Source organism: Lysinibacillus sp. FSL P4-0201 (assembly GCF_038593425.1).
GTDB lineage: Bacteria > Bacillota > Bacilli > Bacillales_A > Planococcaceae > Lysinibacillus > Lysinibacillus capsici.
The window spans coordinates 790324-816522 of record NZ_CP151995.1 but is presented as its reverse complement, the minus strand read 5'-3'; the positions used below and the strand labels follow the sequence as shown (position 1 = coordinate 816522).

Annotated in this window: 21 protein-coding genes and 1 other annotated feature; of the genes, 5 read left to right on the top strand and 16 right to left on the bottom strand. The window is 38.2% G+C overall.

Annotated elements, in window-relative coordinates; all coding sequences use genetic code 11:
* Nucleotides 1–7: 7 nt before the first annotated feature.
* A complete protein-coding gene (gene mecA, locus MKY76_RS03865) occupies nucleotides 8–676 on the bottom strand; it encodes an adaptor protein MecA (RefSeq protein WP_004227456.1) in 669 nt (222 codons plus the stop codon).
* A gap of 433 nt (nucleotides 677–1109) precedes the next feature.
* Nucleotides 1110–1505 (bottom strand): transcriptional regulator SpxA, encoded by a 396-nt coding sequence (gene spxA / locus MKY76_RS03860; RefSeq protein WP_025116803.1) that lies wholly within the window; start codon nucleotides 1503–1505, stop codon nucleotides 1110–1112.
* Between the two features lie 490 nt (nucleotides 1506–1995).
* Nucleotides 1996–2217, top strand: a binding site (T-box leader).
* Nucleotides 2218–2333: 116 nt separating this feature from the next.
* Between spxA and trpS the strand changes: the two genes are divergently transcribed.
* The gene (gene trpS, locus MKY76_RS03855) at nucleotides 2334–3323 is read left to right on the top strand and encodes a tryptophan--tRNA ligase (protein ID WP_048392030.1); all 990 of its coding nucleotides are present in this window, start codon (nucleotides 2334–2336) and stop codon (nucleotides 3321–3323) included.
* 2 nt (nucleotides 3324–3325) lie between these two features.
* On the opposite strand, the gene MKY76_RS03850 is transcribed toward trpS, so the two are convergent.
* The 3 genes from MKY76_RS03850 to MKY76_RS03840 all read right to left on the bottom strand — a co-directional run bounded on the left by MKY76_RS03850 (nucleotide 3326) and on the right by MKY76_RS03840 (nucleotide 5864).
* The gene (locus MKY76_RS03850) at nucleotides 3326–3547 is read right to left on the bottom strand and encodes a hypothetical protein (protein ID WP_016994330.1); all 222 of its coding nucleotides are present in this window, start codon (nucleotides 3545–3547) and stop codon (nucleotides 3326–3328) included.
* A 106-nt stretch (nucleotides 3548–3653) separates the two neighbouring features.
* On the bottom strand, nucleotides 3654–4895 hold the full coding sequence (gene fabF, locus MKY76_RS03845; protein ID WP_048392031.1) for a beta-ketoacyl-ACP synthase II: 1242 nt from the start codon (nucleotides 4893–4895) through the stop codon (nucleotides 3654–3656).
* A 30-nt stretch (nucleotides 4896–4925) separates the two neighbouring features.
* Nucleotides 4926–5864, bottom strand: coding sequence for a beta-ketoacyl-ACP synthase III (locus tag MKY76_RS03840; RefSeq protein WP_048392032.1), 939 nt, complete (start codon nucleotides 5862–5864; stop codon nucleotides 4926–4928).
* Nucleotides 5865–6329: 465 nt separating this feature from the next.
* On the opposite strand from MKY76_RS03840, the gene MKY76_RS03835 reads away from it, so the two are divergent.
* Complete coding sequence (locus MKY76_RS03835) at nucleotides 6330–6524, top strand: YjzD family protein (RefSeq protein WP_004227469.1); 195 nt, start codon at nucleotides 6330–6332, stop codon at nucleotides 6522–6524.
* A 49-nt stretch (nucleotides 6525–6573) separates the two neighbouring features.
* Here the strand turns inward: MKY76_RS03835 and MKY76_RS03830 are convergent, their stop codons facing one another.
* Nucleotides 6574–8700 (bottom strand): AAA family ATPase, encoded by a 2127-nt coding sequence (locus MKY76_RS03830; RefSeq protein WP_342557446.1) that lies wholly within the window; start codon nucleotides 8698–8700, stop codon nucleotides 6574–6576.
* Between the two features lie 269 nt (nucleotides 8701–8969).
* Here MKY76_RS03830 and MKY76_RS03825 point away from each other — a divergent pair, with 269 nt between their 5' ends.
* The gene (locus MKY76_RS03825; protein ID WP_342557445.1) at nucleotides 8970–9656 is read left to right on the top strand and encodes a Crp/Fnr family transcriptional regulator; all 687 of its coding nucleotides are present in this window, start codon (nucleotides 8970–8972) and stop codon (nucleotides 9654–9656) included.
* A gap of 60 nt (nucleotides 9657–9716) precedes the next feature.
* Here MKY76_RS03825 and MKY76_RS03820 read toward each other — a convergent pair whose 3' ends face one another.
* Entirely contained in the window at nucleotides 9717–10025 is a 309-nt protein-coding gene (locus MKY76_RS03820) for a metal-sulfur cluster assembly factor (RefSeq protein WP_004227477.1), read from the bottom strand.
* Between the two features lie 53 nt (nucleotides 10026–10078).
* Nucleotides 10079–10843 carry a prolyl oligopeptidase family serine peptidase gene (locus MKY76_RS03815; RefSeq protein ID WP_066036275.1) on the bottom strand — a complete coding sequence of 255 codons (765 nt, stop codon included), beginning with the start codon at nucleotides 10841–10843 and terminating at the stop codon, nucleotides 10079–10081.
* Nucleotides 10844–10964: 121 nt separating this feature from the next.
* Here MKY76_RS03815 and MKY76_RS03810 point away from each other — a divergent pair, with 121 nt between their 5' ends.
* Both MKY76_RS03810 and MKY76_RS03805 read left to right on the top strand, forming a co-directional pair.
* Nucleotides 10965–11774: a Cof-type HAD-IIB family hydrolase gene (locus MKY76_RS03810; protein WP_066036276.1), complete on the top strand. Its 810-nt coding sequence runs from the start codon at nucleotides 10965–10967 to the stop codon at nucleotides 11772–11774.
* A gap of 142 nt (nucleotides 11775–11916) precedes the next feature.
* Nucleotides 11917–12774: a DegV family protein gene (locus MKY76_RS03805; protein WP_036076685.1), complete on the top strand. Its 858-nt coding sequence runs from the start codon at nucleotides 11917–11919 to the stop codon at nucleotides 12772–12774.
* Nucleotides 12775–12824: 50 nt separating this feature from the next.
* Here the strand turns inward: MKY76_RS03805 and MKY76_RS03800 are convergent, their stop codons facing one another.
* The 8 genes from MKY76_RS03800 to MKY76_RS03765 all read right to left on the bottom strand — a co-directional run bounded on the left by MKY76_RS03800 (nucleotide 12825) and on the right by MKY76_RS03765 (nucleotide 26076).
* On the bottom strand, nucleotides 12825–14291 hold the full coding sequence (locus MKY76_RS03800) for an alpha-amylase family glycosyl hydrolase (protein ID WP_103117489.1): 1467 nt from the start codon (nucleotides 14289–14291) through the stop codon (nucleotides 12825–12827).
* A 184-nt stretch (nucleotides 14292–14475) separates the two neighbouring features.
* The gene (locus MKY76_RS03795) at nucleotides 14476–14844 is read right to left on the bottom strand and encodes a YisL family protein (RefSeq protein WP_342557444.1); all 369 of its coding nucleotides are present in this window, start codon (nucleotides 14842–14844) and stop codon (nucleotides 14476–14478) included.
* A 200-nt stretch (nucleotides 14845–15044) separates the two neighbouring features.
* On the bottom strand, nucleotides 15045–15947 hold the full coding sequence (locus MKY76_RS03790) for a fumarylacetoacetate hydrolase family protein (protein ID WP_048392038.1): 903 nt from the start codon (nucleotides 15945–15947) through the stop codon (nucleotides 15045–15047).
* Between the two features lie 124 nt (nucleotides 15948–16071).
* The gene (locus MKY76_RS03785) at nucleotides 16072–17238 is read right to left on the bottom strand and encodes a DUF418 domain-containing protein (protein WP_048392039.1); all 1167 of its coding nucleotides are present in this window, start codon (nucleotides 17236–17238) and stop codon (nucleotides 16072–16074) included.
* Between the two features lie 82 nt (nucleotides 17239–17320).
* Nucleotides 17321–21037 (bottom strand): helicase-exonuclease AddAB subunit AddA, encoded by a 3717-nt coding sequence (gene addA, locus MKY76_RS03780; RefSeq protein WP_257961523.1) that lies wholly within the window; start codon nucleotides 21035–21037, stop codon nucleotides 17321–17323.
* A gap of 1 nt (nucleotide 21038) precedes the next feature.
* Nucleotides 21039–24548, bottom strand: coding sequence for a helicase-exonuclease AddAB subunit AddB (gene addB, locus MKY76_RS03775; RefSeq protein ID WP_342557443.1), 3510 nt, complete (start codon nucleotides 24546–24548; stop codon nucleotides 21039–21041).
* A gap of 326 nt (nucleotides 24549–24874) precedes the next feature.
* On the bottom strand, nucleotides 24875–25513 hold the full coding sequence (locus tag MKY76_RS03770; RefSeq protein WP_004227497.1) for a TVP38/TMEM64 family protein: 639 nt from the start codon (nucleotides 25511–25513) through the stop codon (nucleotides 24875–24877).
* 11 nt (nucleotides 25514–25524) lie between these two features.
* Complete coding sequence (locus MKY76_RS03765; RefSeq protein ID WP_048392043.1) at nucleotides 25525–26076, bottom strand: XRE family transcriptional regulator; 552 nt, start codon at nucleotides 26074–26076, stop codon at nucleotides 25525–25527.
* Nucleotides 26077–26199: the final 123 nt, after the last annotated feature.

The window sequence follows — 26199 nt, the reverse complement described above, 5'->3', positions numbered from 1 at the left end:
TCATTGCCTATGCAAAGTATTTTCGAACTGTTTCAAAGCAATTGAATTCCATAATCTTTTCACCGTACTCCTCTAGACGATGAATTGTAAAATTGGATGGTGTTAAAAATTCCTTGATAACTGCATTTCTATCATGACGATTTAAATCCTCATCTGCGTTTCCGAAATCAACAACTAGATAGTACCAATTTTCATATTTGAATAATGAGGAATCCACTAATTCGTCTGTCATTCGTTTTGCGACAGGGATTAACTCATCAATATCTTTAAATTTATAAACATAAATGTCTGTATCCATAAATAATTCTGACTCATCCATGTCACCAAATTGAGTTAGTTGGCTAAGAAGATCCTCTCCAACTTCATCGAATGGTGCAAACATATCTTTGTGTTCATCAAAATTCGAATGACCATCTAATGTTTCACCGTCTTTTAAAATATGTGCACGTGTGACAATGATTTCTAAGCCTACTTCAGATGCATTGATATGAATCCAAATCGGACCCTCTACATCAAAATAATCCTCCGTGTTTACTTCATCAATCATATCCCAAAAAAGTTGTTCACCCTTTGCTCGATTGTACCAAATTTCTTCACGACTATAGCCGCGATCCTCTATATCATTGTACGTAATAAAGAGCTTGAGTGTATTTTCATTTACACGTTCGATGTCCACTAGACCTCATCTCCCTTCACTGTCATATGTCGAAAAACAGTTTGTTTCATTAGTATGCTTTTATTCTTTGTTTTTAACCTTCATACTGCATTTGTTTTTCAACCTTTGACCACACTACAGTAAAACCATCGAGTAACCGTAAACATGAATTTTTGTGTTCACAGTTGTCTCTAACTCTATTGTATGCTGTTCTGTCATAAAATGAAAAGGATATACACCGTTTCACAGAAGATATTTGAATTATTGAAATTGTAGTAAACTATTTAACTTAAATCAAGTTTAACATACTTTTACGGAAATATATGACTTTTCCCTATTAATTATTATACTTCATATAGAAGGTTTTACAGAAGTAAAACATAAAAAAAAGATGTCACAACATGTATTCCACATCTGTAACATCTATTACATATATTATTCAGAATAGAAAGGTTTAATTCACCATTCGTTGCGCTTCTTGTAATTGATATGCTCGAACTTTTCGAGGTAAGAAACGACGAATTTCATCTTCATTGTAGCCAACCTGCAGACGTTTTTCATCTAAAATGATTGGTCTACGTAGTAAGCCAGGATATTCCTGAATTAATTCATATAAACGTTGTAATGGTAAGCTTTCAACATCCACATTTAATTTTTGGAATATTTTAGAACGAGTGGAAATGATTTCATCAGTTCCATCTTCTGTCATTCGTAAAATTTTTTTTATTTCACTTATGCTAAGCGGTTCAGAAAATATATTACGTTCTGTATATGGAATTTCGTGCTCCTCTAACCAAGCTTTTGCTTTACGACAAGAGGTACAACTTGGTGATGTAAATAGGGTTACGATCATTCTGACACATCCTTTCATTTAAAAATCATTATCTATAAACCAGAACCAATGTGTTAAATTAGAATTAATGTAATGTAAAATACACAGTACCATTATACAGTACTCAGCTGTATTTGAATATAGTTCCAATAAAAAAATCTGAACCTATCCATAAATATTCTGTCTATTCATACAGCTTTCAAATATGATGTATTTTCTTCAAACTTATGTGCTACTACTACCATTCCCATTTTTAAAGCATTTTAAACATCTAAACAGATATCTCAGTTGTTCTCATTTAAGAAAAATAATCGAGAAAATTGTCAATCCCATGTGTACATCCAAACAATTTTTTAATAAAAAATTATAAATTTATAACAAAATTACATAACAAAAAAAGCATATAATTTTTTCTAGAAAAAAAACACCGTCAAAAGTCTGACTTTACACAAAGGAATCTTTATAATATAATTCTTTGCAATCAAATCAATTTGAACAATTTAAATTGAGAAAAACGCTGACGAAGAGTAGTACATATGCTAATTCACGTATAGAGAGTCTGTGGTTGCTGTAAACAGATCGTGGATGCATGTGGAATGGACTTCCGAGTTAGCTTTGTGAACGCTACTTGAAGCTATTAGCAAAGCTCGTCCCTTCACGTTACGAAGCTGAGTGGCCTTTTTAGGCAAGCTGGGTGGTACCGCGGATTCAAACATCATTCGTCCCTTCATTAGAAAAAATCTAATGAGGACGCATGATGTTTTTTTGTCTTCATCACCAAGTTGAAAGGTGAAGACAACGCTGTGACACAAGTTACAGCAATTGAATTCGAGGAGGAATTTTTTAATGACAACTATTTTTTCTGGCGTACAGCCTACAGGTATCGTAACATTAGGGAACTATTTAGGAGCATTCAAGCAGTTCCCGGCACTACAAGATGAAGGAAACGCTATTTATTGTATCGTTGATCAACATGCCATCACTGTTGCACAAGATCCTAAAGAATTACGAGAAAGTATTCGTAAGCTTGCTGCTACCTACATTGCTACTGGCATTGACCCTAAAAAATCGACATTATTTATTCAATCAGAGGTGCCAGCGCATGCTCAGGCAGGATGGATGTTACAATGTGTTGCGTCTATCGGTGAGCTAGAACGTATGACACAATTCAAAGATAAATCACATGGTAAGGAAAGCGTATCTGCTGCTCTTTTAACATATCCACCGCTAATGGCTGCAGACATTCTACTTTATAACACAAATATTGTCCCTGTCGGCGATGATCAGAAGCAGCATATTGAGCTAACTCGTGACCTTGCAGAACGCTTTAACAAACGCTTTGGCGATGTTTTAACAATTCCGGAAATTCAATTACCTAAAGCTGGCGCACGCATTAAATCCTTACAAGAGCCAACAAAGAAAATGAGTAAATCAGATCCAAATACGAAAGCGACAATTCGCTTATTAGATACTGCGAAAGACATTGAGAAAAAAATTAAATCAGCTGTAACTGACTCTGACGGCATCGTTGCATTTGATGTGGAAAATAAACCAGGTGTTTCAAATTTATTGACAATCGAATCAGCTATTTCAGGGGTAGCCGTTGAAGATTTAGTCAAAAAATATGAGGGAATTGGTTATGGTGGATTCAAGCAGGGTGTAGCAACAGCAGTAATTGAACACCTAACACCTATTCAAGAGAAATTCTATCATCTAGTAGAATCATCAGAATTAGATGTCATTCTAGATGAAGGTGCTGAAAAGGCGAATGCGATTGCTAGTGCTACATTAAAACGTATGGAAGATGCTATGGGTCTTGGTCGCGCACGTCGCTAAACTTACGGCTTGTCTGAGGATCGATCAAAGCCCAAATCAAGCACAACTGCGCAGATGATGATACAGGCTCCTACCGCCATATAAAATTCTGTTGTTTGAAAAATAAATTTGAAAACAACCTTCCATGAATAACCTAGTGTGCGGTAATTTAAATACAATATGAGATTCCCTACAGAGAGGATCATTAAGCCATAACTTACTAAAAATAAAAAGAGACGAAACATAGTAATGGCATCCTTTCTATTTCTTCTTACTTATCATTTATTCACAAAACTATAAAAAAAGACGTCAGCCATTTAAATTTGGCTGACGTTTTTTTATGTTTATCTATTATGCTTCATATTTTTTGAATAGGAGACTTGCATTATGACCACCAAAACCAAGAGAATTACTCATTGCATATTGAATATTTGCTTCTCTTGCTTCGTTTGGAACATAATCTAAATCACATTCAGGATCAGGATCTTTTAAATTGATTGTAGGTGGTAAAATCCCTTCTTTAAGGGCTAATGCTGTGAAAATAGCTTCCACACCACCTGCTGCTCCTAATAAGTGACCCGTCATAGATTTTGTTGAGCTCATTGCAAGGTTATACGCATGATCACCAAAAGCAGTTTTCACAGCTTGTGTTTCGAATAAATCGTTATAAGGCGTACTTGTACCATGGGCATTAATATAATCAACTTGTGATGGCTCTACGCCACCATCTGTTAATGCTTGCGTCATCGCACGTGCTGCACCTTCACCCTCTGGAGCTGGAGCCGTAATGTGATGCGCATCCCCAGTTGCACCATAACCTAAAACTTCAGCATAGATTTTGGCACCACGAGCTTTTGCATGTTCATATTCTTCTAAAATGACAATACCCGCTCCTTCTCCGATAATAAAGCCATCTCGGTTTTTATCGAATGGGCGACATGCAGCTTGTGGATCTTGATTTAATGATAGTGCTGTATTGGCACAAAAACCTGCAACCGCCATTGTTACGATTGGTGATTCAGCACCACCAGAAATCATAACATCAGCATCTCCACGCTCAATTACTTTAAAGGCATCACCAATAGAGTTTGTGCCTGAAGCACATGCCGTTACAGAACAAGAATTAATCCCCTTTGCACCAAAGTGAATAGAGACTTGGCCCGATGCCATATCAGGAATCATCATTGGGATAAAGAAAGGACTAACACGTCTTGCGCCACGCTCTTGGAATGTTAAAAATTGTTGTTCATATGTTTCCATCCCACCGATACCAGAACCAATCCATACACCTGCACGTGGAGCTAGCTCTTCATCAATTGTTAGCTGTGCATCTTCCATTGCCATAATAGAAGCCGCTAAAGCGTATTGTGTGAAGCGATCCATTTTACGTGCTTCTTTACGATCAATGTATTTTTCAATATCAAAGTCCTTTACTTCTGCGGCGATTTTTGCGGCAAAAAGATCTTTATTTAAACGTGTCAGCTCACCAATGCCAGATTTACCAGCTTTAATGTTTGCCCATGTTTCTTCGATGCTATTTCCTAGTGGTGTAACTGCGCCAATTCCTGTAATTACTACTCGTCTTTTACTCATTGTCTTACTCCCCTCAAGCATTTTTCCTACTTATTTTCCCCATCTCATGGCTACGGCACCCCATGTTAAGCCGCCACCAAAACCTACAAGGACTAATAAATCATCCTCTTTAATCTTACCTGCTTCGAGCTCATCTACCAAGGAAATACCAATAGATGCTGCTGAAGTATTTCCGTATTTATGAATCGTTTTTGACATTTTTTCTGGTGGTAGCTCTAAACGCTCACGTGCAGATTCCATAATACGTATATTTGCCTGATGTGGCACTAGGAAATCAACGTCTTCTTTTGTTAATCCCGCTTTCTCTAATACATTAACAGCCGATTCACCCATTTGTCGAACAGCAAATTTAAACACTTCACGACCATTCATCGCAATTGTATCTTGCTTCGTTAAATAAAGATTCTTTCCGCCTGTACCATCTGCACCAAGTTCAAAGGATAGAATACCTCTACCTTCAGAGACTTGCCCAATGATAGCTGCACTGGCACCATCGCCAAATAATACAGCTGTATTGCGATCTTCCCAATCAACGACTTTCGACAGCTTTTCAACACCTACTACTAAGACATATTTATAAGCATTTGCCTCAACAAAGTGCTTTGCTGTCACTAAACTATATATAAATCCTGCACATGCTGCTGCTTGATCCATTGCTGCAGCATTTACTGCTCCGATTTGTTCCTGAATCATACAAGCTACACTTGGAAAAGTTTGATCCTGTGTGACAGTTGCTACAAGAATTAAACCAATTTCCTCAGGCGTAATACCCGCATTTGCAATAGCTTCTTTTGCAGCAGCTACTGCCAAATCTGAAGTTTCCTGATCATCTGCCGCAAAATGACGTTCTTCAATGCCTGTTCGAGTACGAATCCATTCATCAGAAGTATCCATGATTTTTTCCAAATCAAAATTTGTAACGACCTTCTCAGGAACATATTTGCCTATTCCTATAATACCAGCGTTCATATAGCAACCCCTCAGCTTTCTTACTATCAATTATTAGTAACTGGTCATAATTATAACGCATATAAAAGGAATGACGCAAGATGATTTAAAATTTATGCGGCTGAGGGTAGTGTTCTTTGAATAAAGAAGTGAAGAATTTTATGGAATGAGGTTATTCTGTTTAGAGCTTTATCTATCGTACTTTGTTGAGCTTGTTCATTATTTTTCAAAGCACCTTGCATCATGTATGAGCGGTGTTCTTCCCTTTTGGAGCACTTTTCACCCGCTTAGGAGCGCATTCCCCTATTTCAGAGCTGTTCCTAAATACTTTACATTACTAAACATAAAATACTAAATCTCATATTTGTTGTGACAAAATCGCCATGTTTCACATAAATGGTTCATTTTTTTTTGATTTATGTTATGATATGATAATGAATATGAGTAAAACCTTATGATGAAAAAAGTTCGGTTGAGGTGAAATTAATGCAATATATCGTAACGTTCATATGGTCATTCCTACTAGTTTCTATGTTAAACTACGTAGTCAGCTCTGTACTTGGTGTACCATTTGATTTCAAAACTGGGGCAATCGTTTCTGTTGTATTCTCCATCCTTATCTTTATTATTGGAGCAATCATTCCAAACGACCCTACACCAGAAGCTGCAGACCATCATTAATTCAGCTAGAAAAAACCTGTTCAGCTTCATGCCGAACAGGTTTTTTCTGTTATTTTTCCACAACACATTGACCCTCATGCATTTTCACATGCAACGTCTCCTCTGGTAAAACTTCTCCGCGTAATAGTTCTTTAGCAACGGCTGTTTCGATATGTCGCTGTACAAAGCGTTTTAGTGGTCTTGCTCCAAATTGGGCATCTGCACCTTGCTCTACTACCCAATCAATGACTTCTTGCTCGACAGATAAAGTAATTTCTTGCTCTGCGACACGTTTAATCAATTGCTCCACATACTTCCAGGCAATCGCAGTAAAATGTTTAGTAGATAATGCATGGAAGAAGATGATATCATCCATTCTGTTTAATAGCTCAGGTTTAAAATGTTGTCGTAGGGCTGACATGACTAAGTCCTCCACAGCCGCATCATTTTCCTTTGCCTCCATTAAATAACTTGATCCGATATTCGAAGTTAAAATGACTACTGTATTTGTAAAATTCACCATTCGTCCCTGACTATCTGTAATGCGCCCATCATCTAAAATTTGCAATAAAATGTTCGCCACATCAGGATGAGCTTTTTCAATCTCGTCTAGTAGCACCACAGAATAAGGATTTCGGCGAACTGCTTCCGTTAGTTGTCCACCTTCCTCATAGCCCACATAGCCTGGAGGAGCCCCAACAAGTCGAGACACACTATGTTTCTCCATGTATTCACTCATATCAATCCGAATAAAGTGATCTTCTGAATCAAATAACTGTGCAGCAAGTGCCTTGGCAAGTTCTGTTTTACCTACACCAGTTGGACCTAAAAATAAAAAGCTACCAATAGGTCGGTGTGGATCTTTGATACCTGCACGTGCACGCCATACCGCTTCTGTCACTAATTGAACTGCTGTATCTTGTCCAACCACACGTTCATGTAATGTATCCTTTAAACGTAATAGTTTTTCACGCTCACCCTCTACTAATTTTGTTACAGGGATTCCTGTCCAACGTGAAACAATTGCAGCGATTTCATCTGCTGTTACCTCTTCACGTAAAATACGAGATTCTGCACCGTTCTCTAATTCCTTTTCAAGTACCTGAATGTCTTTTTCAAGTGTTGGAATTTTACCATGACGTAATTCAGCAGCTTTATTTAGATCATATTTACTTTCTGCCTCATCTAGATCACGACGATATTTATCCAATGTTTCACGTTTTTTCTGAATATCGTGTAGTTTTTCTTTTTCTGCTTCCCATTGTTGTCGCATGCCCTTAGATGATTCTTTTAACTTAGTTAATTCTTCGCGTAATTGCTCCAGACGTTTTTTACTTGCCTCGTCCTTTTCCTTACGCAATGCCTGTTCCTCAATTTCAAGCTGCATAATACGACGTGTGACTGCGTCTAATTCCTGTGGCATTGAATCAATTTCTGTACGAATCATTGCACAAGCCTCATCAATTAAATCAATGGCCTTATCAGGTAAAAATCGTTCTGTAATATAGCGATTGGATAGTTCTGCTGCCGCAACAATTGCTCTGTCATGAATACGTACTGCGTGATGTAATTCAAAGCGTTCCTTTAAACCACGTAAAATGGATACCGTATCCTCTATAGATGGCTCACGTACTAGTACTTGCTGGAATCGACGTTCTAAGGCAGGATCCTTTTCAATGTACATACGATATTCGTCTAAGGTAGTAGCACCAATACAGTGTAATTCACCACGTGCTAGCATAGGTTTTAGCATATTTCCTGCATCCATAGCGCCATCTGTTTTTCCTGCACCTACGATCGTATGAATTTCATCAATAAATAGAATGATTTGTCCTTCTGATTCTTTTACTTCTTTTAGCACACCTTTTAAGCGTTCTTCAAATTGTCCACGATAACTTGCACCAGCGATTAACGCACTCATATCTAATTCATATAATACACATTCTTTCAAGCCTTCTGGTACATCACCTTTAACAATACGCTGTGCTAAACCTTCCACAATTGCGGTTTTACCAACTCCCGGTTCACCGATTAATACAGGATTATTTTTTGTTTTACGTGTTAGAATACGAATTACATTTCGAATTTCTTCATCACGCCCGATAACAGGATCCATCTTGCCGTTTTTTACTTCTTCAATTAAATTGCGTCCAAATTGTTCTAATGGTTTTTTATTGTCTGTTTGTTGAAATTGCATAGCTAGCACTCCTTTTATTCATATTTCTCATTATTTATATACCCATTCTTATTCATTAGAAAAAAAGTTTGACCTTTTTTGACTAACTTTATTTTACATCACTCGACAATGCTTAGCAAAGAAATCGCCCTAAAATTTTTTCACTTATTATGGAAGTTTACGTTATAATAATGGTATGTTTCTATGTTTTAGTATCGAAATCCACTATCCTTTTGTAATAATCGCCATTTATTACAAAAAGAAAGCGATGTGTTGGAGATATGGTTTTAATGGATAATATGTTTGAAAAAATTAAAGATCTTTTTCAAAACCACGGTGTTTTTATCAAAGTGAATAAAGGAAATAAAATTTTTCTAGAGGGTGAACGGGCAAAAGAAATTTATTACATCCAATCAGGTGTTATTTCGATTAGCCAAGAATCCGAGACGGGTAAGGAATTAACCATTCGTATTTGTGGCCCTGACAGCATAATAGGAGAAGGTTCGTTATTTTGTAATCTCGTCTATAATTCGATGACTGCCAAAGTTTTAGAACCCTCTACGTTGTATGTTTTGAGTCGTAAATCTTTGGAGCATTTACTAGAAGAGCAGCCGACAGTTATGGTGGAATACATGAAGTGGCTACAAACAGAAAACTTAAAGCATCAGAGTCGTTTGCGCGATTTAGTGTTAAACGGTAAAAAAGGTGCTCTATTTTCAACGCTCATTCGGCTGTCCAATACGTATGGTAAACCTGTAGAAAATGACTCGATTTTTATTAATTTTCAGCTAACAAATACAGAAATTGCAAATTTGTGTGCGACAAGTCGGGAAATGATTAATCGTATGCTGAATGATTTAAAAAAACATGAGATTATCACTTTTGATAAAGGATTTATTACCATTCATGATTTACAATTTTTAAAAAATGAAATTGCCTGTGAAAATTGTCCATTACAAATATGCCGTATCGATTAGTTTCGTTACAAGCAAAAACCCTGCTTATTTTTCAATAAGCAGGGTTTTAAATAAGCCATTTTAACGTACGCCCAATGCCATTTTGGCATAGCGTGACATTTTATCTTTCGACCAAGGTGGATTCCATACAATATTAACATTTGTACTTTTCACTTCTGGAAGTTCACCTAACGCAGTATTCACTTGATCCACAATGACTGGACCAAGTGGGCAGCCCATAGATGTTAGCGTCATCGTAACAGTTGCAACACCTTCATCATCTAATTCCACATCATATACTAAACCTAAGTTGACAATATCAATGCCAAGCTCAGGATCAATTACGTTTTCTAAAGCACCTAACATGCTATCTTTCATATCCTGATCCATTCGTATTTCTCCTTCCATCATAGTGTTAACCTTATCATAGCAGATGCACCCTGTTATGCCAAATGCTGTGCAAGCCATGCTGTGGCTGCTAGCATACCGTCACGTGGTACAGCATGTCCAGCCCGTTTGTTAACCATGAACTTTAAATATTCAGGGTTTGCTTCATAGTATTCCCGTAATGTTTCATAAAATTTATACGTTTCGTGAAAAGGAACTGTTTTATCTAATTCTCCATGCCAAAAGAATACAGGGCGGCCCGCGAATTTTTCTGGTGTTAAACTGACATCATATTTAGCAAGGGCTTCATTAATTTTTTCAACGTCTTCCTCTGACATCGGCCAGTTAACTCCGCTTTTAGCAAATTGTTGCAATTGGTATTCACCCAATTTTATAAAACCAGGTGCACCCATGCATATTGCAGCTGTTTGTATCCAATCATAAAGTTTCAGACAGCCTGATGTCACGATGCCACCCATTGAAGTGCCTCCTATGCCAATTTTATGACTAGCTAATAAATTTTTATTCTTTAATTCATCATATAATTGTTGTACTTCATGAATAGAATTTAAAACAATGTCCCAAAAATTTAAATTCATTTGCATTTCCGTTAGGCCTTCGCTACGCTCACCATGAAATTTTGCATCTGGCAATAGGACACGCACCCCTTTATGCACCAATTGGTATGCATAGTGTAAGTTATGTTCTTTTGCACTCATAAAGCCATGCAAAAAAATGACTACCGGGGTTTCTTCATTCATATTGTCTGTATGTATATGTAATAAAGGAATATTTCCCCACACTTCTTTTTCTACAAACATTATTGTCACTCCCAACTATTCTCTCATCTTTATGTTAGCAAACTTTTTTCACTGTGACAAAATTTTGACGAATGTAAGACAAAGAGATACTATTCAAACTATAGGAAAGGGGCAACGAGCTATGAAACCGCATTTAATCGTATTAGACTTAGATGGAACTTTATTAACAGATCAACAGCAAATTTCTGCAAAAACGAAAAAAACATTATTGCAGGCTAAGGAACAAGGGCATCAAGTGATGATTGCGACAGGACGTCCATACCGTGCAAGCGATCTTTATTATCATGAACTTGGGCTCACTACACCCATTGTTAATTTTAATGGCGCATATGTGCATCATCCTAAAAATGTCTCTTGGCAACATATGCACACACCAATTGATTTAAGTGTCGTACATGATGTTGTTGATTCTATTAACAGTTATGAATACGAAAATATTATCGCTGAGGTAAAAGATGATATTTATGTCCACACAGAAGACGATCGTATTTTAAATATTTTTAATATGGGTAATCCAAAAATTACACTTGGGGATTTATACACACACCTCCTGGATAATCCCACAAGTTTATTAATTCAGGCAAATGAAGCGAATTCAGTTATTATACGTGATCATTTGCAGGCTGTGCACGCAGAAGTCATTGAACATCGTCGATGGGGCGCGCCACTTCATATTATTGAAATTGTGCGTCGCGGCTTAAATAAAGCTGTGGGTATTGCACATGTGGCAAAAGATTTAGGTATTCCTCGTGAGCGCATCATCGCATTTGGTGATGAAGACAATGATTTAGAAATGATCGAATATGCTGGACTTGGTGTAGCGATGGGGAACGGTATTTCAAGTCTTAAAAACATTGCCAATGAAATTACGACAACGAATAATGATGATGGAATTGCAAAAATACTCATTGAACGCTTGAAATTATCATAGTTAAGTAGTAAGTTCAAGTTAACATTCCATTTTTACCAGTTTAACTTTATTCAGTGGTACCCCTTCCATTTATCTAAAGTGAGTATCTACTGAATAAAGTTAAAAAGCTTTAAAAGTAAGTTGAAATTAGGGGGACAAGAGAATGAAGATTTTTACGGATAGTGGATGTGATCTACCAAAATCTTACTATGAAGAAAATGATGTCGTGCTACTCCCTTTACGAGTGCAATTGAACAACAAAGAATATGAAGATGTGATTTCAATTGATTCCAAAGAGATCTATGATGCAATACGCCAAGGTGCTCAGCCAAAAACATCACAAGTGTCACCTGAGCTCTTTTTGAAGCATTTTGAGGAGCTAGCCAAAAATGATGAAGAAGGTATTTATATCGCTTTTTCATCAGAATTATCAGGCACATATAGTACTGCTCAAATGATTCGCAATCAGGTACTTGAGCAGTATCCTTCCTTAAAACTAGTCATTATCGACTCTAAATGCGCATCACTAGGCCATGGCCTTGTCGTGGAAGAAGCTGTACGACTGCGAAATATAGGAGTATCCTTAGAAGACATGGCCTCTAAAATAAACACCCTTGCACCTCAGGTCGAGCATTTATTTACTGTAGAAGACTTAGATTACCTTGCAAAAGGTGGTCGTGTATCAAAAGCTAGTGCATTTTTAGGTGGCCTTCTTAGTATTAAGCCTATTTTAAATGTAGAAGATGGCAAACTTGTACCGATTGAAAAGTCACGCGGTCGAAAAAAAGCACTTAATCGTATGTTAGATTTAATGCAGGAGCGTGGTGGCAGCTTTACAAATAAAATCGTAGGTATTAGCCATAGTGACGACGCTGCCTTTGCGAATGAAGCAAAAGCCTCTATCCAGGAGCGTTTTTCACCTCAAGCTGTGCAAATTACCATGATAGGTTCCGCGATCGGCTCACATGTCGGACCTGGGACTATTGCAATTTTCTTCACAAATAAAAGCTTTGAAGGCTAATAAAAAGCATGCTAGGATGGCTCCTGGCATGCTTTTTTGTCGTGTTATTATTATTGGACGTCTTGCTCCTGACGACGAACTTTCCCTCGTTTAATGATGATGACAACAAAGCCAATAAAGATCACCCATACTAAGCCAAGAGCCACCATATAAGGAGTGTTTAAGCCTTCATCATTGCGAACTTGATAAATTTCAACCATTTCTCGGTCTAAAATAACAGGATAGACTTCTTTTTCATTTATGCGAACTTTTTCCTCATGTAAAATACCGTTCAGCATTTTCCCTTCACCAAGTTGTTCAGGTGTTAAGTCGACGCGTTGTGTTTTACCAGTATTATTAACCATGATTACCCACTTTTCTTCGTCAGAAGAACGTGTAAAGACAAGAAGGCCATTTTCATTTGTAATGACTTCAAAATCACCATTACGTAAAGTAGCTGATTGATTACGTAAAGATTGAACATTTTTAATATAATCTATCAGTTCCTCGTCTGTTTTAAAGTTATAAAGCTGGTGTGTATCTGGTTTTGCTTCCCCATTCATAGCAATTTCTGTCCCGTATTGTACGACAGGAATTCCTGGTAGCATAAATAAAGCACCCATCGCCATTTTTAAGCGGGTAGGTGGGAACATATTTTCATTAGCAGAGTCAAATGTAAAACGATGAGTTTCAAGTGAATCCACCATAATTTGTGTCGGTTTTTCTCCTGCGAAGGGTTCCATTAATTTAGAAGAATCCATATCCACGTTTTTAAATATATTACGATAGATATCTGCCGTTACAGGTGAGAAAGTTGCATCAAAGTCAGCATCGCTTTCTTCATTTGCTATCACATAAAGTGATGTTTTTGTCTCTTTTAATGCAGCTATTACTGCATTGATAAACGCTGTATCAGCCCCTGCGATATTTGTTAAACGAATACCACCGATGTCATATGTAGAAACAAATTCAGTTACTGCTTGAATAAGTGCTTCTTGCACATCCTTATTCGATAAATCCCACTGTACTTGTCCATTATTGGTAGATGCAATCCAATCCGCTTTCGATGCATCCTTTGCCCACTCATGATTTGGACTCACATTTGTAAGTGGAAAATCCACCATAATGGACATATTTTTAGCTTTGTAGGCCTCTACAGTACTTTGGAATTCTTCCGTTGTTCCAAAATGACGTTCTATTGTAGTATAGCTTGTGGGCATTGATCCATCATACTTCTCTGTAGAAAAAATAGGCCCAATGGAAACAATTGTATAGCCCATCTCACCGATAAATTTCAGTTTATCCTGTAAACCTGTAAAATCGCCCCCCGCAAATTTCGAAGGGTCCTGCGTATTTGTATCAAAATCGTTTGTGCCCGAGCCATTAAAGAAACGGTCAACGAGTAAATCATAGATGCTTTCTTCTGCTATTGTTCTAGTCGCTGATTCATCCGCATGTGCTACTGGTATAGTACTTACTAATGAAGTTGCTAATAAAAGTGATGCAGCCGTCGCACTTATCCACTTCTTAAATTTCACTGTTATTCCCTCTCTTTCAAACCAATCAACGTCATTTTACCAAATAACTCTGTCACGTCGCTATCTTTTCCAAAGATTTTGCGTAAAAGCGAAATGAATTACGACAAAAAGGTGTCAATTCCGTCTTCCGTTTTCGTTTACAAAATAAAAGCCGTGAAGCAACTACTTCACGACTTTTAAATCATTATGCTAAGAAATCTTGACCCATTGGCAGTTTAAATCCTAGGAACAAAGTGATTAATAGGAATACTGCAAATAAAATCCAAAACATAGCTGTTGGTTTATTTTTCTTTTGACGTACTAATACCATTTCCATCATGCCAATTACAAGTATGCCACCTAAGAACTTAAATCCGTAAAGCATACCTTTACCATAGTCCATTGCCTCGATAAATAATGCCCCACCTGTGATGATTATTAGTACATAAAACAGACGTAATGTCATATGTATGCCTTTTGATTGCTTGCCCATTAGTGCCGCAATTAAAAAGATGACAATACCTACTACCCACGTAGTAATATGCAAATGCGTTTGGCTAGTTAAAAAACTCATGTTTGTCCCCCTCATTCTTTTTCTATCAAACTCTATCCTACCATGCGATGGAAAGGGTTTCAAATATTACAATAGTGTTCACATAATTTACATCATTTAAAACTTGGAATCCTTGCATGTCATAGTTTTTACATCTGTTACTATGCCTTAAAGCAGTAAAAAATCCGCGGAGTATAGACTCACGCGGATTGATATCATCATTATTCAAAATGGTTGACTAAAGTACCAATTCCTTGAATAGACACTTTTACTGTATCTCCAGCTTTTAAGAATTGTGGCGGGTTCATCCCTTTGCCAACACCAGCTGGCGTACCTGTTAAAATCACATCTCCTGGCTCTAATGTTACATGCTGAGATAGGATGGATACTAACGTTTCAACAGAGAACATCATATCTTTCGTAGAGCCATTTTGACGTACTTCATCATTGACCTTTGTCACTACTGTTAAGTCTTGTGGATTTGGGATCTCATCCTTTGTCACAAGGTATGGTCCAAGAGGGCAAGTACCGTCCAAGCTTTTACCCAAGAAGAATTGTTTATGTTTCTCTTGTAAATCACGAGCTGTTACATCATTGGCAATAGTATAACCAAATACATAATCAAACGCTAAGTTTTTAGGAATGTTTTTGCCTCGTTTACCAATAACGATAGCTAGCTCACCTTCATAATCCATTTTTGAAGAAAGATCTGCATGTATGGAAATTGTTTGTCCATCTGCAGCAATTGCAGTTGGTGATTTTGTGAATACCATTAAATCCGTTGGTGCTGCCTCTGCACCCATTTCCTTTGCATGTTCATCATAGTTTTTACCAATACACATAATATTTTTAGGTGTACGTGGAATTGGTGAAAGCCATTCGATCTCTGTAAATTCACGTTTAAAACTATTAGCATTATCTGATTTTTCTGCTGCTTCTACTAATTTACGAATCTGTTCCACAAAATCAAAGCCTAAAGCAATGCCATCCACGATTGAACTTGAAAAAGAAGGGAGAACTTGAAGTTCACTTTGAATAGCGAGTACATCCCATACCGCTTCTTCTTTTTTTACTTTTGGTCCAAAGCTTACATGTCCACCTAATTTGAATGATAAAATTTTCATGATTGAAAGAGCTCCTTCTTTTTTCTACATAATACAACAATATGATAGAAATTACCTCATTTTTGCGACAACATTTTTATAAGTTGTTATATCTTCATAAAATATGCATGTGAAGAGGAATATATTAACGCACTTCTACTTTTTGCTTATATGTTAATTTACGCCATATTGTTTCTAACGGTCCTTGTTTCCACTTAGATAACCAGATTTCTGCTATGATCATTTGCACAACAATAATGCCGACAGCAATTAATACCCCTGTTTCTACACTTACTTTACCATACCAGCCAAAGCCAAATTGGTAGAATAAACAAGTACCTATAATAGATTGAAGAATATACATCGTTAATGACATGCGTCCGATTTTAGCAAAAGGACTAAGTAGTTTTGGCATTATTGGCACTAAGCAGAGTAACACAATGACCCCAATATAGCCCACCGATAGAACTGGGCCCCCTATGTATACCTTTAAATAATCTAGTAAATATGTTCTTGTAAACATAATAGATAAGCTTTTTATACCAATACCGATGACCAATCCAGCAATTGCAAACGTCAGCCAGAGCCACTTCAATTCTTTAGCCCGTTCTACTAAATGCCATTTAGAGGCAGCGGCCCCTATTAACATATACGGTAAAATCGTGAACAGTGCGACAAACCACATCTCGATGCCTGCCTGCGTTGATAAATCTGTTAAGCGTTGCAAAAAGGCATCTACCCAGTTTCCTGTCCCATAAGCCGTGATGGCCTTCTCTACTGAAACGATATCTAAGTAATCATCTACTTTTGTATTAAAATTTACAATCCCTACTACAAAGAGCATAAAAGCTTGCATCAAGCCATTAATAATCAAAGCACTCGCTAATAGCCAGATGGGACTCAATCGTAGTAAAAGCACTAAGAAAACGCCACAAAATGCATACATCATTAATATGTCGCCCCACCAAATTAGCACAGCATGGATAAAACCAAAAGCAAACAGAATGGACAGTCTACGAAGCCCTAGCGTATAAAAGTTTTGTTGACGACTTTGAGCCTTTTGCCACTGCATGGCTAGCCCATAACCAAATAGCATGGCAAAAAGCGGGTAAAAGCTGCCTTGCACATAAATATCTATATTTTTCTGCCAAACAATATCTGATGGGGTTGTAAACCATGATGCCAAATCAATATGCGGCATTGGCAAATAAAAGGTATACATATTTACAAGTAAGATACCTACTAAACTAATACCTCGTAAAATATCTAATGTTGCTATTCGTTCCTGCAACATTGTTGGTTTTAACTCCACAAAATAGCCTCCTCTTTACTAGCAGCTATGGTGAAAGCAGGGCAAGAAAAAACTTTGCCCCACTTTGCCCGTAACAAGTTCTTTATGCGTGTATGGTCTGTTCATTATCGAATAAAAATAATACTTTATCGTTCACCTTGATGTGTAAGATGGATTCAATGGCTTCGCTATAAACACGAAGCTGTACGGCATAACGACCTAGTATTTCCTTTGACAAGGCTGGCTCCTGCGCAAAATGAGATTGTATACGATCCGTTTTATAATCCAACAAGACCCAATTACCGTATTCATCCTCAAATAGGCAGTCAATGATCCCTTGCACAATTTGAGCATCACCATCTTCATCGATTCTACTAATTGTAAACGGCATTTCTCTACGTATCTGCCTTGCGCGTTGAAAGCGTTGCCCTATTTCTGTCTCAAAAAAACGATAAATTTTCGCTTGCGGAACTACTTTGCCCTCCGCCTCTGTTAAAAGCTGTCTTGCCACTAAATCCTCCACAAAGTCCCTTACAGCATCGATATGACTAAAGCCATATTGAGGAACATGCTGCATCACTGTGTGCACAGCTGTACCAATTTCAGCACCAGTTAGCTGTTGCTCCTGTAAAAAAGCGGGTCGAGGTGCAATGGACGAAGCCTTTTGCGTGATAGGAGAGGCAAAATAAAATTCAGGTTCCTCCTGGCGCTGTAAATTTTCTAATCGCTTTATTTCACTAACAGATGTTTTGGAGCGCTTTCTTGTAGATTTTTGATAGACATACTGCGCTTGAAAGCGGGTAGTGATTTCAGCCAGCAAGTCCTCATCCTCTTGCATCGCAAGCACTTGCTGTACTTCATCGCCCATCGCCTCTATCTCATATGAATAATGCTTTGTATCGATGGCTTGAACCCACCAATGTGATTGATCCTCCACTTCTTTATAAGATGTGCTTGCTACTACTGCAAAATCTGCATGTCTTGCTACTGCTGGGCCAACCCAGTCCAAATAGCTGTTAGCTCTTGCACGTAAATATTCTTGAAGCGGTGCATCCATTGGTAAACTTTGTGCGTCCTGCCAGTTGTCGCGTGTTTTCTCCCAGTTCTTCACTGAGCCTACTAAAATCAAACGCTCCTTCGCACGAGTCATCGCAACATATAAGACACGCATTTCTTCTGCACGCATCTCCAGTTCTTTTTTCTCCTTCAATGCTAAAAACGGTAACGATGTATAGGTGATACGATTTTCGGGATCAATGGCCTTAACAGCTAGTCCAAAATCTTGATCAAACAAATAGGGTTGATGAAAATCCATTTTATTAAACGGACGTCCCATTCCTGCCACAAAGACGACTGGATATTCTAACCCCTTGGAAGAGTGTATTGTCACCAGACGTACTACATCATCCTTTTCGCCAATTGATTTGGCCGTACCTAAATCATCGCCACGCGTACGCATACGATCAATAAAGCGTAAAAAACGGAATAGCCCACGAAATGCTGTTTTTTCATACATTAATGCACGATCATGTAATACGCGTAGATTTGCTTGACGCTGTTTGCCATTCGGCATTGCCCCAACCATTTCATAATAATGTGTATCTAAATAAATTTTCCAAATTAAATCTGATAATGATCCACGACGTGCTAAATCACGCCAATTTTCAAAGGCTAGCATAAAGCGTTGCAACTTCTCAAATGTAGTGGTTTGCACACCATGTCCTTCACTACGAATAAATTGTCGTAAAGCATCATAAAAAGGTACCTTTTGATCGGCTAAACGAATTTTCGCCAGCTCATTTTCCGTTAAACCAACAAACGGTGCGCGCAGTACAGAGGCTAAGGGGATATCCTGATAGGGATTATCGACTACCTTCAGGACATTTAACATAATCATTACTTCGAGTGCGTCAAAATAGCCTTTAGATGATTCTGCATAGAGTGGAATCCCTGCCAGCTTAAATTCCTCTACTAAGTCTGTTGACCATGTCATCGAGCGCATTAAAATCACAATATCACTATACTTTAATGGTCGCTCTGTTTTTGTTTTTGTATCGTATACGGTTGTTCCATCTTCCATCATTTGACGTATACGATCGATAATAAATCGTGCCTCGTATTGTGATTTTTTTAATTCCTCTAGCTCCGTTGCCTCATTGCTTAGTTCTTCCAGTTCTTCTGGTGTTTCCTCTTCCTGTGGTGGATGCAATACGACCAGCTCAACAGGTATTTCTTTATCATCATAGGGCGCAGCAGGCTTTAGTGACGCATTGTCATCATACGAAATCTCACCGACACGCTCACCCATAATTTGTGCAAAAACATAGTTTGTAGCATTTAATACTTCTTTTCGACTTCGGAAGTTAGCGTTTAAATCAATTCGCATCCCCGTTACATCAGGTGACTCCAAGTATTCACTATATTTTCTCATAAAAAGCTTTGGCTCAGCTAATCGGAAACGGTATATACTTTGTTTAACATCCCCAACCATAAAAAGGTTGCCATCTTGTTCTTCACCCGTTTTAACAAGCTGTAAGATGGTTTCCTGTAGCATATTGGTATCCTGATATTCATCCACAAGTACTTCTTTAAAACGCTTTTTCATATCTAGTGCAACCGGTGATGGATGAAGTGCACCATCTATCTCTACCGTTAAAATTTGAAGTGCATAATGCTCTAAATCTGAAAAGTCAATGATTCCCCGTTCTAACTTGGCTAGTCGAAATTGTTCACTAAATGTAGTGGTCAAGTCAACTAGCGTAGTAATGGTCGGTGCCATTAACCTTATTTCCTCAAGTAGCCGTGCAGGCGTACGAACAAAATATGTCTCCTTGATTTTATTCATCATTTTTTTGGCTGCTTCTCGTTTTTTCTTCGCAAGCTCCTGTAGCTCTACATTAACCAGTGCATCCTTCGATACCCGCTTTAAGGTAGACCATTTAACCGTTGCAAAATAATCAAATAGCTCCTGCCATGTCCCACTTTGACTAATGCGTATCCCTTCCTGAATCATAGCAAAATCTACCTCTGCCGTTTCTGCATAGGGTGCAGGTCCATCTGGTTGTAATGTAATTGTGCGCATTTCAGAAATTAGCATAAAAGCCTCTTCCAGGCTATGACGTACGGTTAATTTGACGTATTGAGATAGCTCTAAATCATCGATTGTCACTTCCTCAGCTAATTCATATGCTTTCGGCAGGCTCCAAAGCCATTTTTGAGGCTCTGCATGGACACGAGAGGTATCATAAAGTTTACTAATCAGCGTTTCGATGGCTTGATCATCACGATCTGAGGTAAAGCTATCGACAAGACGATAGATGGCTTGTACGTGAGCCTCATCCTCAGCATCGTATGCATCTTCTAAAACTTCTGCTAAAACATCATCTCGCAATAATGCTATTTCTGCTTCATTGGCAATACGGAAGCCTGGGTCTATATCAAGTAAGTACGCATATTGCTTCACAATTGCTAAACAGAATGAATGTAGCGTAGAAATTTGTGCTTTATTCACAAGACTTAGCTGCCGTCTTAAATGATTAGATGTTGGATTTTCTGCTATCGCCTTTTCTAATGCCTCAGACATACGATGGCGCATTTCAGCGGCTGAGGCATTTGTAAAGGTCACTACCAATAGTTCATCTACATTGATCGGGTTTTCAGTAGCAATGACTTTTTCAATCATACGATTGATCAGAACCGCTGTTTTCCCCGACCCTGCTGCAGCCGAAACGAGTGTATCTTGACCGCTAGCATAAATGGCCTTCCACTGATCGTCTGTCCATGTGACATCTACTGGCTTAACAGGAATTGTTTGTACCATGCTATTCTATCTCCTTCCGAATTTTATCGACAATATCATTCGGCTTTGCTTGCATTAATTGACGATAGTTTTGTTTACCATCTGATGGATCAAATTGGCAAACCGCAGCAAATTGACAATAATCACATGCCGTTTTGGCTTTTAATTTATAGGGGCTAATGGCCGTATCACCAGATAAGATACCATTCCCTGCCTCCTGATGTTTACGACGAACAAAATGCTGCAACTTTTTCATATCATTGACAGGAACTATACGCGATTGTGACTCAGACGGTGTCCCATCTTTTTTCATATAGACAGGAATGATTTTTGAATGTCCGCTACTTTCCTCCAATTGCTCGTCCATCGATAAAATCGCTTCAGCATTTTCAGATAGCAAACCTTTCATTTTATACTGCTTTAAACGATCCTCTTCTATTTCACTGTCCGTCAAATCTTTATCCAGCTTCAGCATCGGATTATGAACATGGACATACAGTACCCCTGCTGGCTCTGCTTCACCTGAGAGCCAGTAAGAACTATTTTCCATTGCCACATCTAAATACGTTAGGACCTGTAAGGATAATCCGTAATAAACCTCATTTAAATCAAGGTCACGAGCTGAGGATTTATAGTCGACAATCCGCAAATAAGAGCGGTCATCTATCGTTGCACTATCCACTCTATCAATACGTCCACGCATAAACATTTTCTTACCACCAGTCAAATCAATCTCTAATGGTGGTAGCTGTTCATGTTGTCCAGGACCAAACGATGCCTCAATTGCAATTGGTTTGAAGTGTGATACATTTGCATGCTGTGTCAGTGCTGTCATTGTACGCTCAACAATTCGAATTAGCTTACGCTGAATATAGCGATAGCGGGCACTGGATAATAGGATTTGATGGGAAAAAACTGGAACAATTTGTTCTACTGCTTGACGTGCTAATTGTTTAATTTGCCTTGTTGTTAAACGAATCCAAGATAATTGCTGACGATGTGTTTCCTCTGTAATCCACTTTAATGCCTCATGGAATAAGTCACCCATTGCAAACGTTTCTAGACGATACTCAGCTCGTTCTTCAAGACGTAGGCCATACGTAGTGAAATGAGAAAAAGGACATCTGAAGTATTTCTCAATTCGCGACACACTGGATGTTAGCTTCTGACCATATAATTCCTGTGTAATATAGGTTTCAAGTGGCTCAGCCTCATTTTTATGGGTAATTGGATAAAGTACGCGGTCGAAAATGAGTGCCCAATACGGATCTTGTTTATAAAATCTTTGTAAAGCTAGCCATTCTGGCGCTAGTTCACGGCTATGTTCAGCTTGACGTAGCTGTACCATTAGATGTGCCAATGCAGTCCTTGGATGGCGTAAATATGGTAAAACATCCCCATCTAGTAATTCAATCGGATCGACTACCACTCGTTCTATCGAAACACCACTTAATAAGCCAGCCTTTTTGTCATTTCCTATTATTTTCTTAATATAAAGTGAGGCTAGAAGTGCCTTGCCTTCCTCATCCGCCGTAGGATAGGTCATATACAATTTGTTAGATGGCGTTGTAATAGCGCGATAGAACAAGAAATTTTCCTGTAATAAACGATTAGTAGAGGTAGGAGCAAGCTCATAGCCAATTTGACTAAACCATTCACGTTCGATATCTGACAACAAGCCCTCATACTCCATCCGAGTTGGATAAACACCATCATTCATTCCTATTACAAAAGCGACTTTGATATTGGATAAACGAGCTAAATCAACAGTAGCCACCATTACTTCATCAAGGGTTGGCGGAATTCTTGAAAATTCTAATGTATCAAAGCCTTCATCAAGAATTTTGGCTGCTTGCTCTACAGACATCTCCTGCTCTCCAAACATATAAACGAATTGGTCAAGAACAGCAATCCATTCATTCCAAGCTTGTTCATGTTCACTTGCAGCTAATGCGTCACCTCGCTCTAGCTCACGATCTTTCATGGCTTGCAGTTTATCATATACCTGTAATGACTCTATAAGTTCAAATAAAGCAGTCGCAATATCTCTGCCATTCTTGGCGCTATCAAGCTTGTCTTGTAAAAGTTTTAGAGGTTGGCGAATTTCATCCCGAATGGCCTCGATTTCTGCCTGCATTGCACGCTCTTCATCTGTTTGTACACGCGAATGGAATTCTAGACCTCGATATTTTTTATAAAACCAACGTGCCTCCTCAAACCATCGTTCACCATAGATGCCTTGTGCCAAGCAATAATTTTCTAATCGATCTGCTCGCTCACGCCAAATTGTTAGCTCAGCTTGTAATGGGAAAAACAAATCGGTTTTGACACTACGAAAAACTGGCTCATATTTCCAATTAGAGGTCATAACCTCCAAGGCTGAACGACTTAGCTCTATTAATGGATGATGTAGCATTGTCTTTTTTGTATTTGTAAAAATAGGAATTTCATATTGTTGGAAAATACTTGTAATAAGTGGATCGTAGAGATCTGCTTGTCTGTACAAAAGTACGATATCCTGATAGCGAAAACCGTCTTCTCTTGTCAGTTTTGTTATTTCCCGGGCAATCGCATGTATCTCTGCTCGACGATTTGATGCTTCAAGCACGGTTACATCTCCTGAAGTTTTTATCGTTTGAGACTCCAAATCAGCAAACTTTGCCTCCACATGCTGTAAATCTTTAGAATGAAATCTTTGAGTCTTATAAAAATGTAATGGTAATTCAACATCAATGCCCTCTTCTTTTGCTATATCATGAAGACGTTGATTCGTTAACGCTGCTTCATGGAATAAAGCTTGTTCATCAAAGGCTTCATCCATATGATCAAAGGGAAGGACGACAGTTACTTGCTTCGTCACCTTTAACAATTCACGAACCAGTTCTAACTCTCGCACAGTGAAGGCGGTGAAACCATCAATATAGATGGTCGCTTGCTTCATCGTTTCTGCATACTTCAGTTGCTCCGTTAAAATCGGATAATAGCCCTCGCTGTCAACATAGGTCGTACCAAGTCGTTCCTCCAATGCCTGCAAAACGACATGTAAATCATTCGCTTTCGCCTGCAATGTATTAGGTGCATCTATTGCCTTTAACGATTCCGTTACCTCTGCCAAGACTGAGCTATTGACGCTATAGCGACTAAATTCTCTTAAAAGGGTTTCAATTTCCTCCGTAAAGCCACGTTTTCCTGCTGCTTGTCGAAATAAGGAAAACTCGCTTTTTTGTTCCTCCAAAAGTTTACGTATAAGCATTCGATACCCATAGCCATTCACTTCTTTACGAGCAATACCTCCTGTTTCCTGTAAAACCAACCATGCTAAACGTTTAAACGTCATCACCTGTGCTCGAATCAAGCCTTGTAAACCATGCTTATTTGTCAGCTCATATTCCGTAGAATAAGACATTTGGTCAGGCACTATAATGAAAATTGGATGTCCCAATGGATCTGTCTTTAATTGCTCAACAATTTCCTGATGAATAAATGCGGATTTCCCTGTTCCCGAACGTCCTGAAACAATACGCAATGTCATTTACTTTCCCCCTCCTCATTAACTTGCTGTTGCGGGTGTCTCTTTTAATGAAATAAAAATTTGTACTTTTATTTGAGCGATTCTTTCGCTGAATTGATTACTTCTTATCTATTTTGGAGCGGCTTCTCCAGACTATTGATCGCTTCTCATCTATGGTGGAGCAGTTTTCCCAGCCTACTAAAAACAACATAAATCATCTATCTTAAATTCTATCGAAAAAAACTAGTAAATACTATCTATCAACCTTCACCTACCTATAAAAAGGTTAATTTATTACACAAAAAAGCAGCCTCTTCACATAATGAAAGAGGCTACAGTTTATTTACTTAACTGGCATGGTGGTCCTGCTTTTTCGTCAAATTTCGCGCTTGCTTTAAATCTCTTTCTACACGGGCATTCAAACGCTTCTCTATCAACTTCCCAACCCACCATAAAATAACAATGGCCACAGCTGCAATTATCAATCTCACTGGGCTTGTCAAGAGCGATTTTAAATCATAGCCCAATACACTCATACCTAAAATCATGACAAACTTTCCTGCAAGCAAAACGATTAAGTAAAATTTTTTATGGATATGTGACAATCCCGCTACAATATTGACAATCACAGATGGTGTAAAAGGGAAGCAGAGGAGGACAAAAAGAGGGCTGATGCCATTCATATCCACCCATTTAATAAGCTTCTGTACTTTTTTACTACCTGTTAAAAATTGTAATCTTGGATGTTTGCCAAAATGACGCACAAGTAAGAAAACCGCATAGGAGCCAGCTACAGAGCCTAGCCAAGATAATAGAAATCCTAGCCATAAGCCGAATGCACTGGCATTCGCCACAACGAATACGACTAATGGTAGGAATGGTAAAAACGCCTCTAAAAACGGGAGCAGTAAACCAATGATTGGGCCGAACGTTCGATACTGTGCCGCAACCTGTTCAATATTTTCTACAGTAAACCATTCATTCAATATCGACACCTCTATTTATACTGTAAAATTAAATGAAAAATTGTTAACCCTTCTGAAGTATTGCGATATTCATGGGGTTGATGCCCTGAGAATACTAGTGTATCCCCTTCATCTAGTAATTCATGCATGTCTCCAGCAGAAATAACTGCTTGTCCTTTAATAACCATTACAGTTTCCTCTACCCCTTCTGTATGGGCTTCACTCCTACTAACTGCCCCTGGCTCCATTTCAACCTTATAAAACTCCCAGCCTCGCTCTGGATTATACGGAATTATGGAGTAAACACGATAGCGTCCCTCATCCTCATCTACATGTGGTACATCTTTACTGCTATAACGCATGTAATGGGCAGTTGGCGGCTGTAATAATGAAGAGAATGACATACGCATACCCGCTGCAATTTTCCAAATTGTTGAAACAGTTGGATTGGCCTCCCCTTTTTCGATTTGTGCAAGCTGTGCTTTACTGACACCTGTCGCTTTGGCCACATCATCGAGACTTAAATGACGTTGCTGTCTAATTTTCTTTAATTGAAATGCTAAATTTCGACTCATTTGTTCCATCTTTACTCACCAATTTCTATTGTTTATTTTATCAGACATATGTATACTTTAATAAACATCAAGAACTATCAAACAATTCCATCAATAGTATACATGGAAATTATCAAGAAAGGATGACCTATT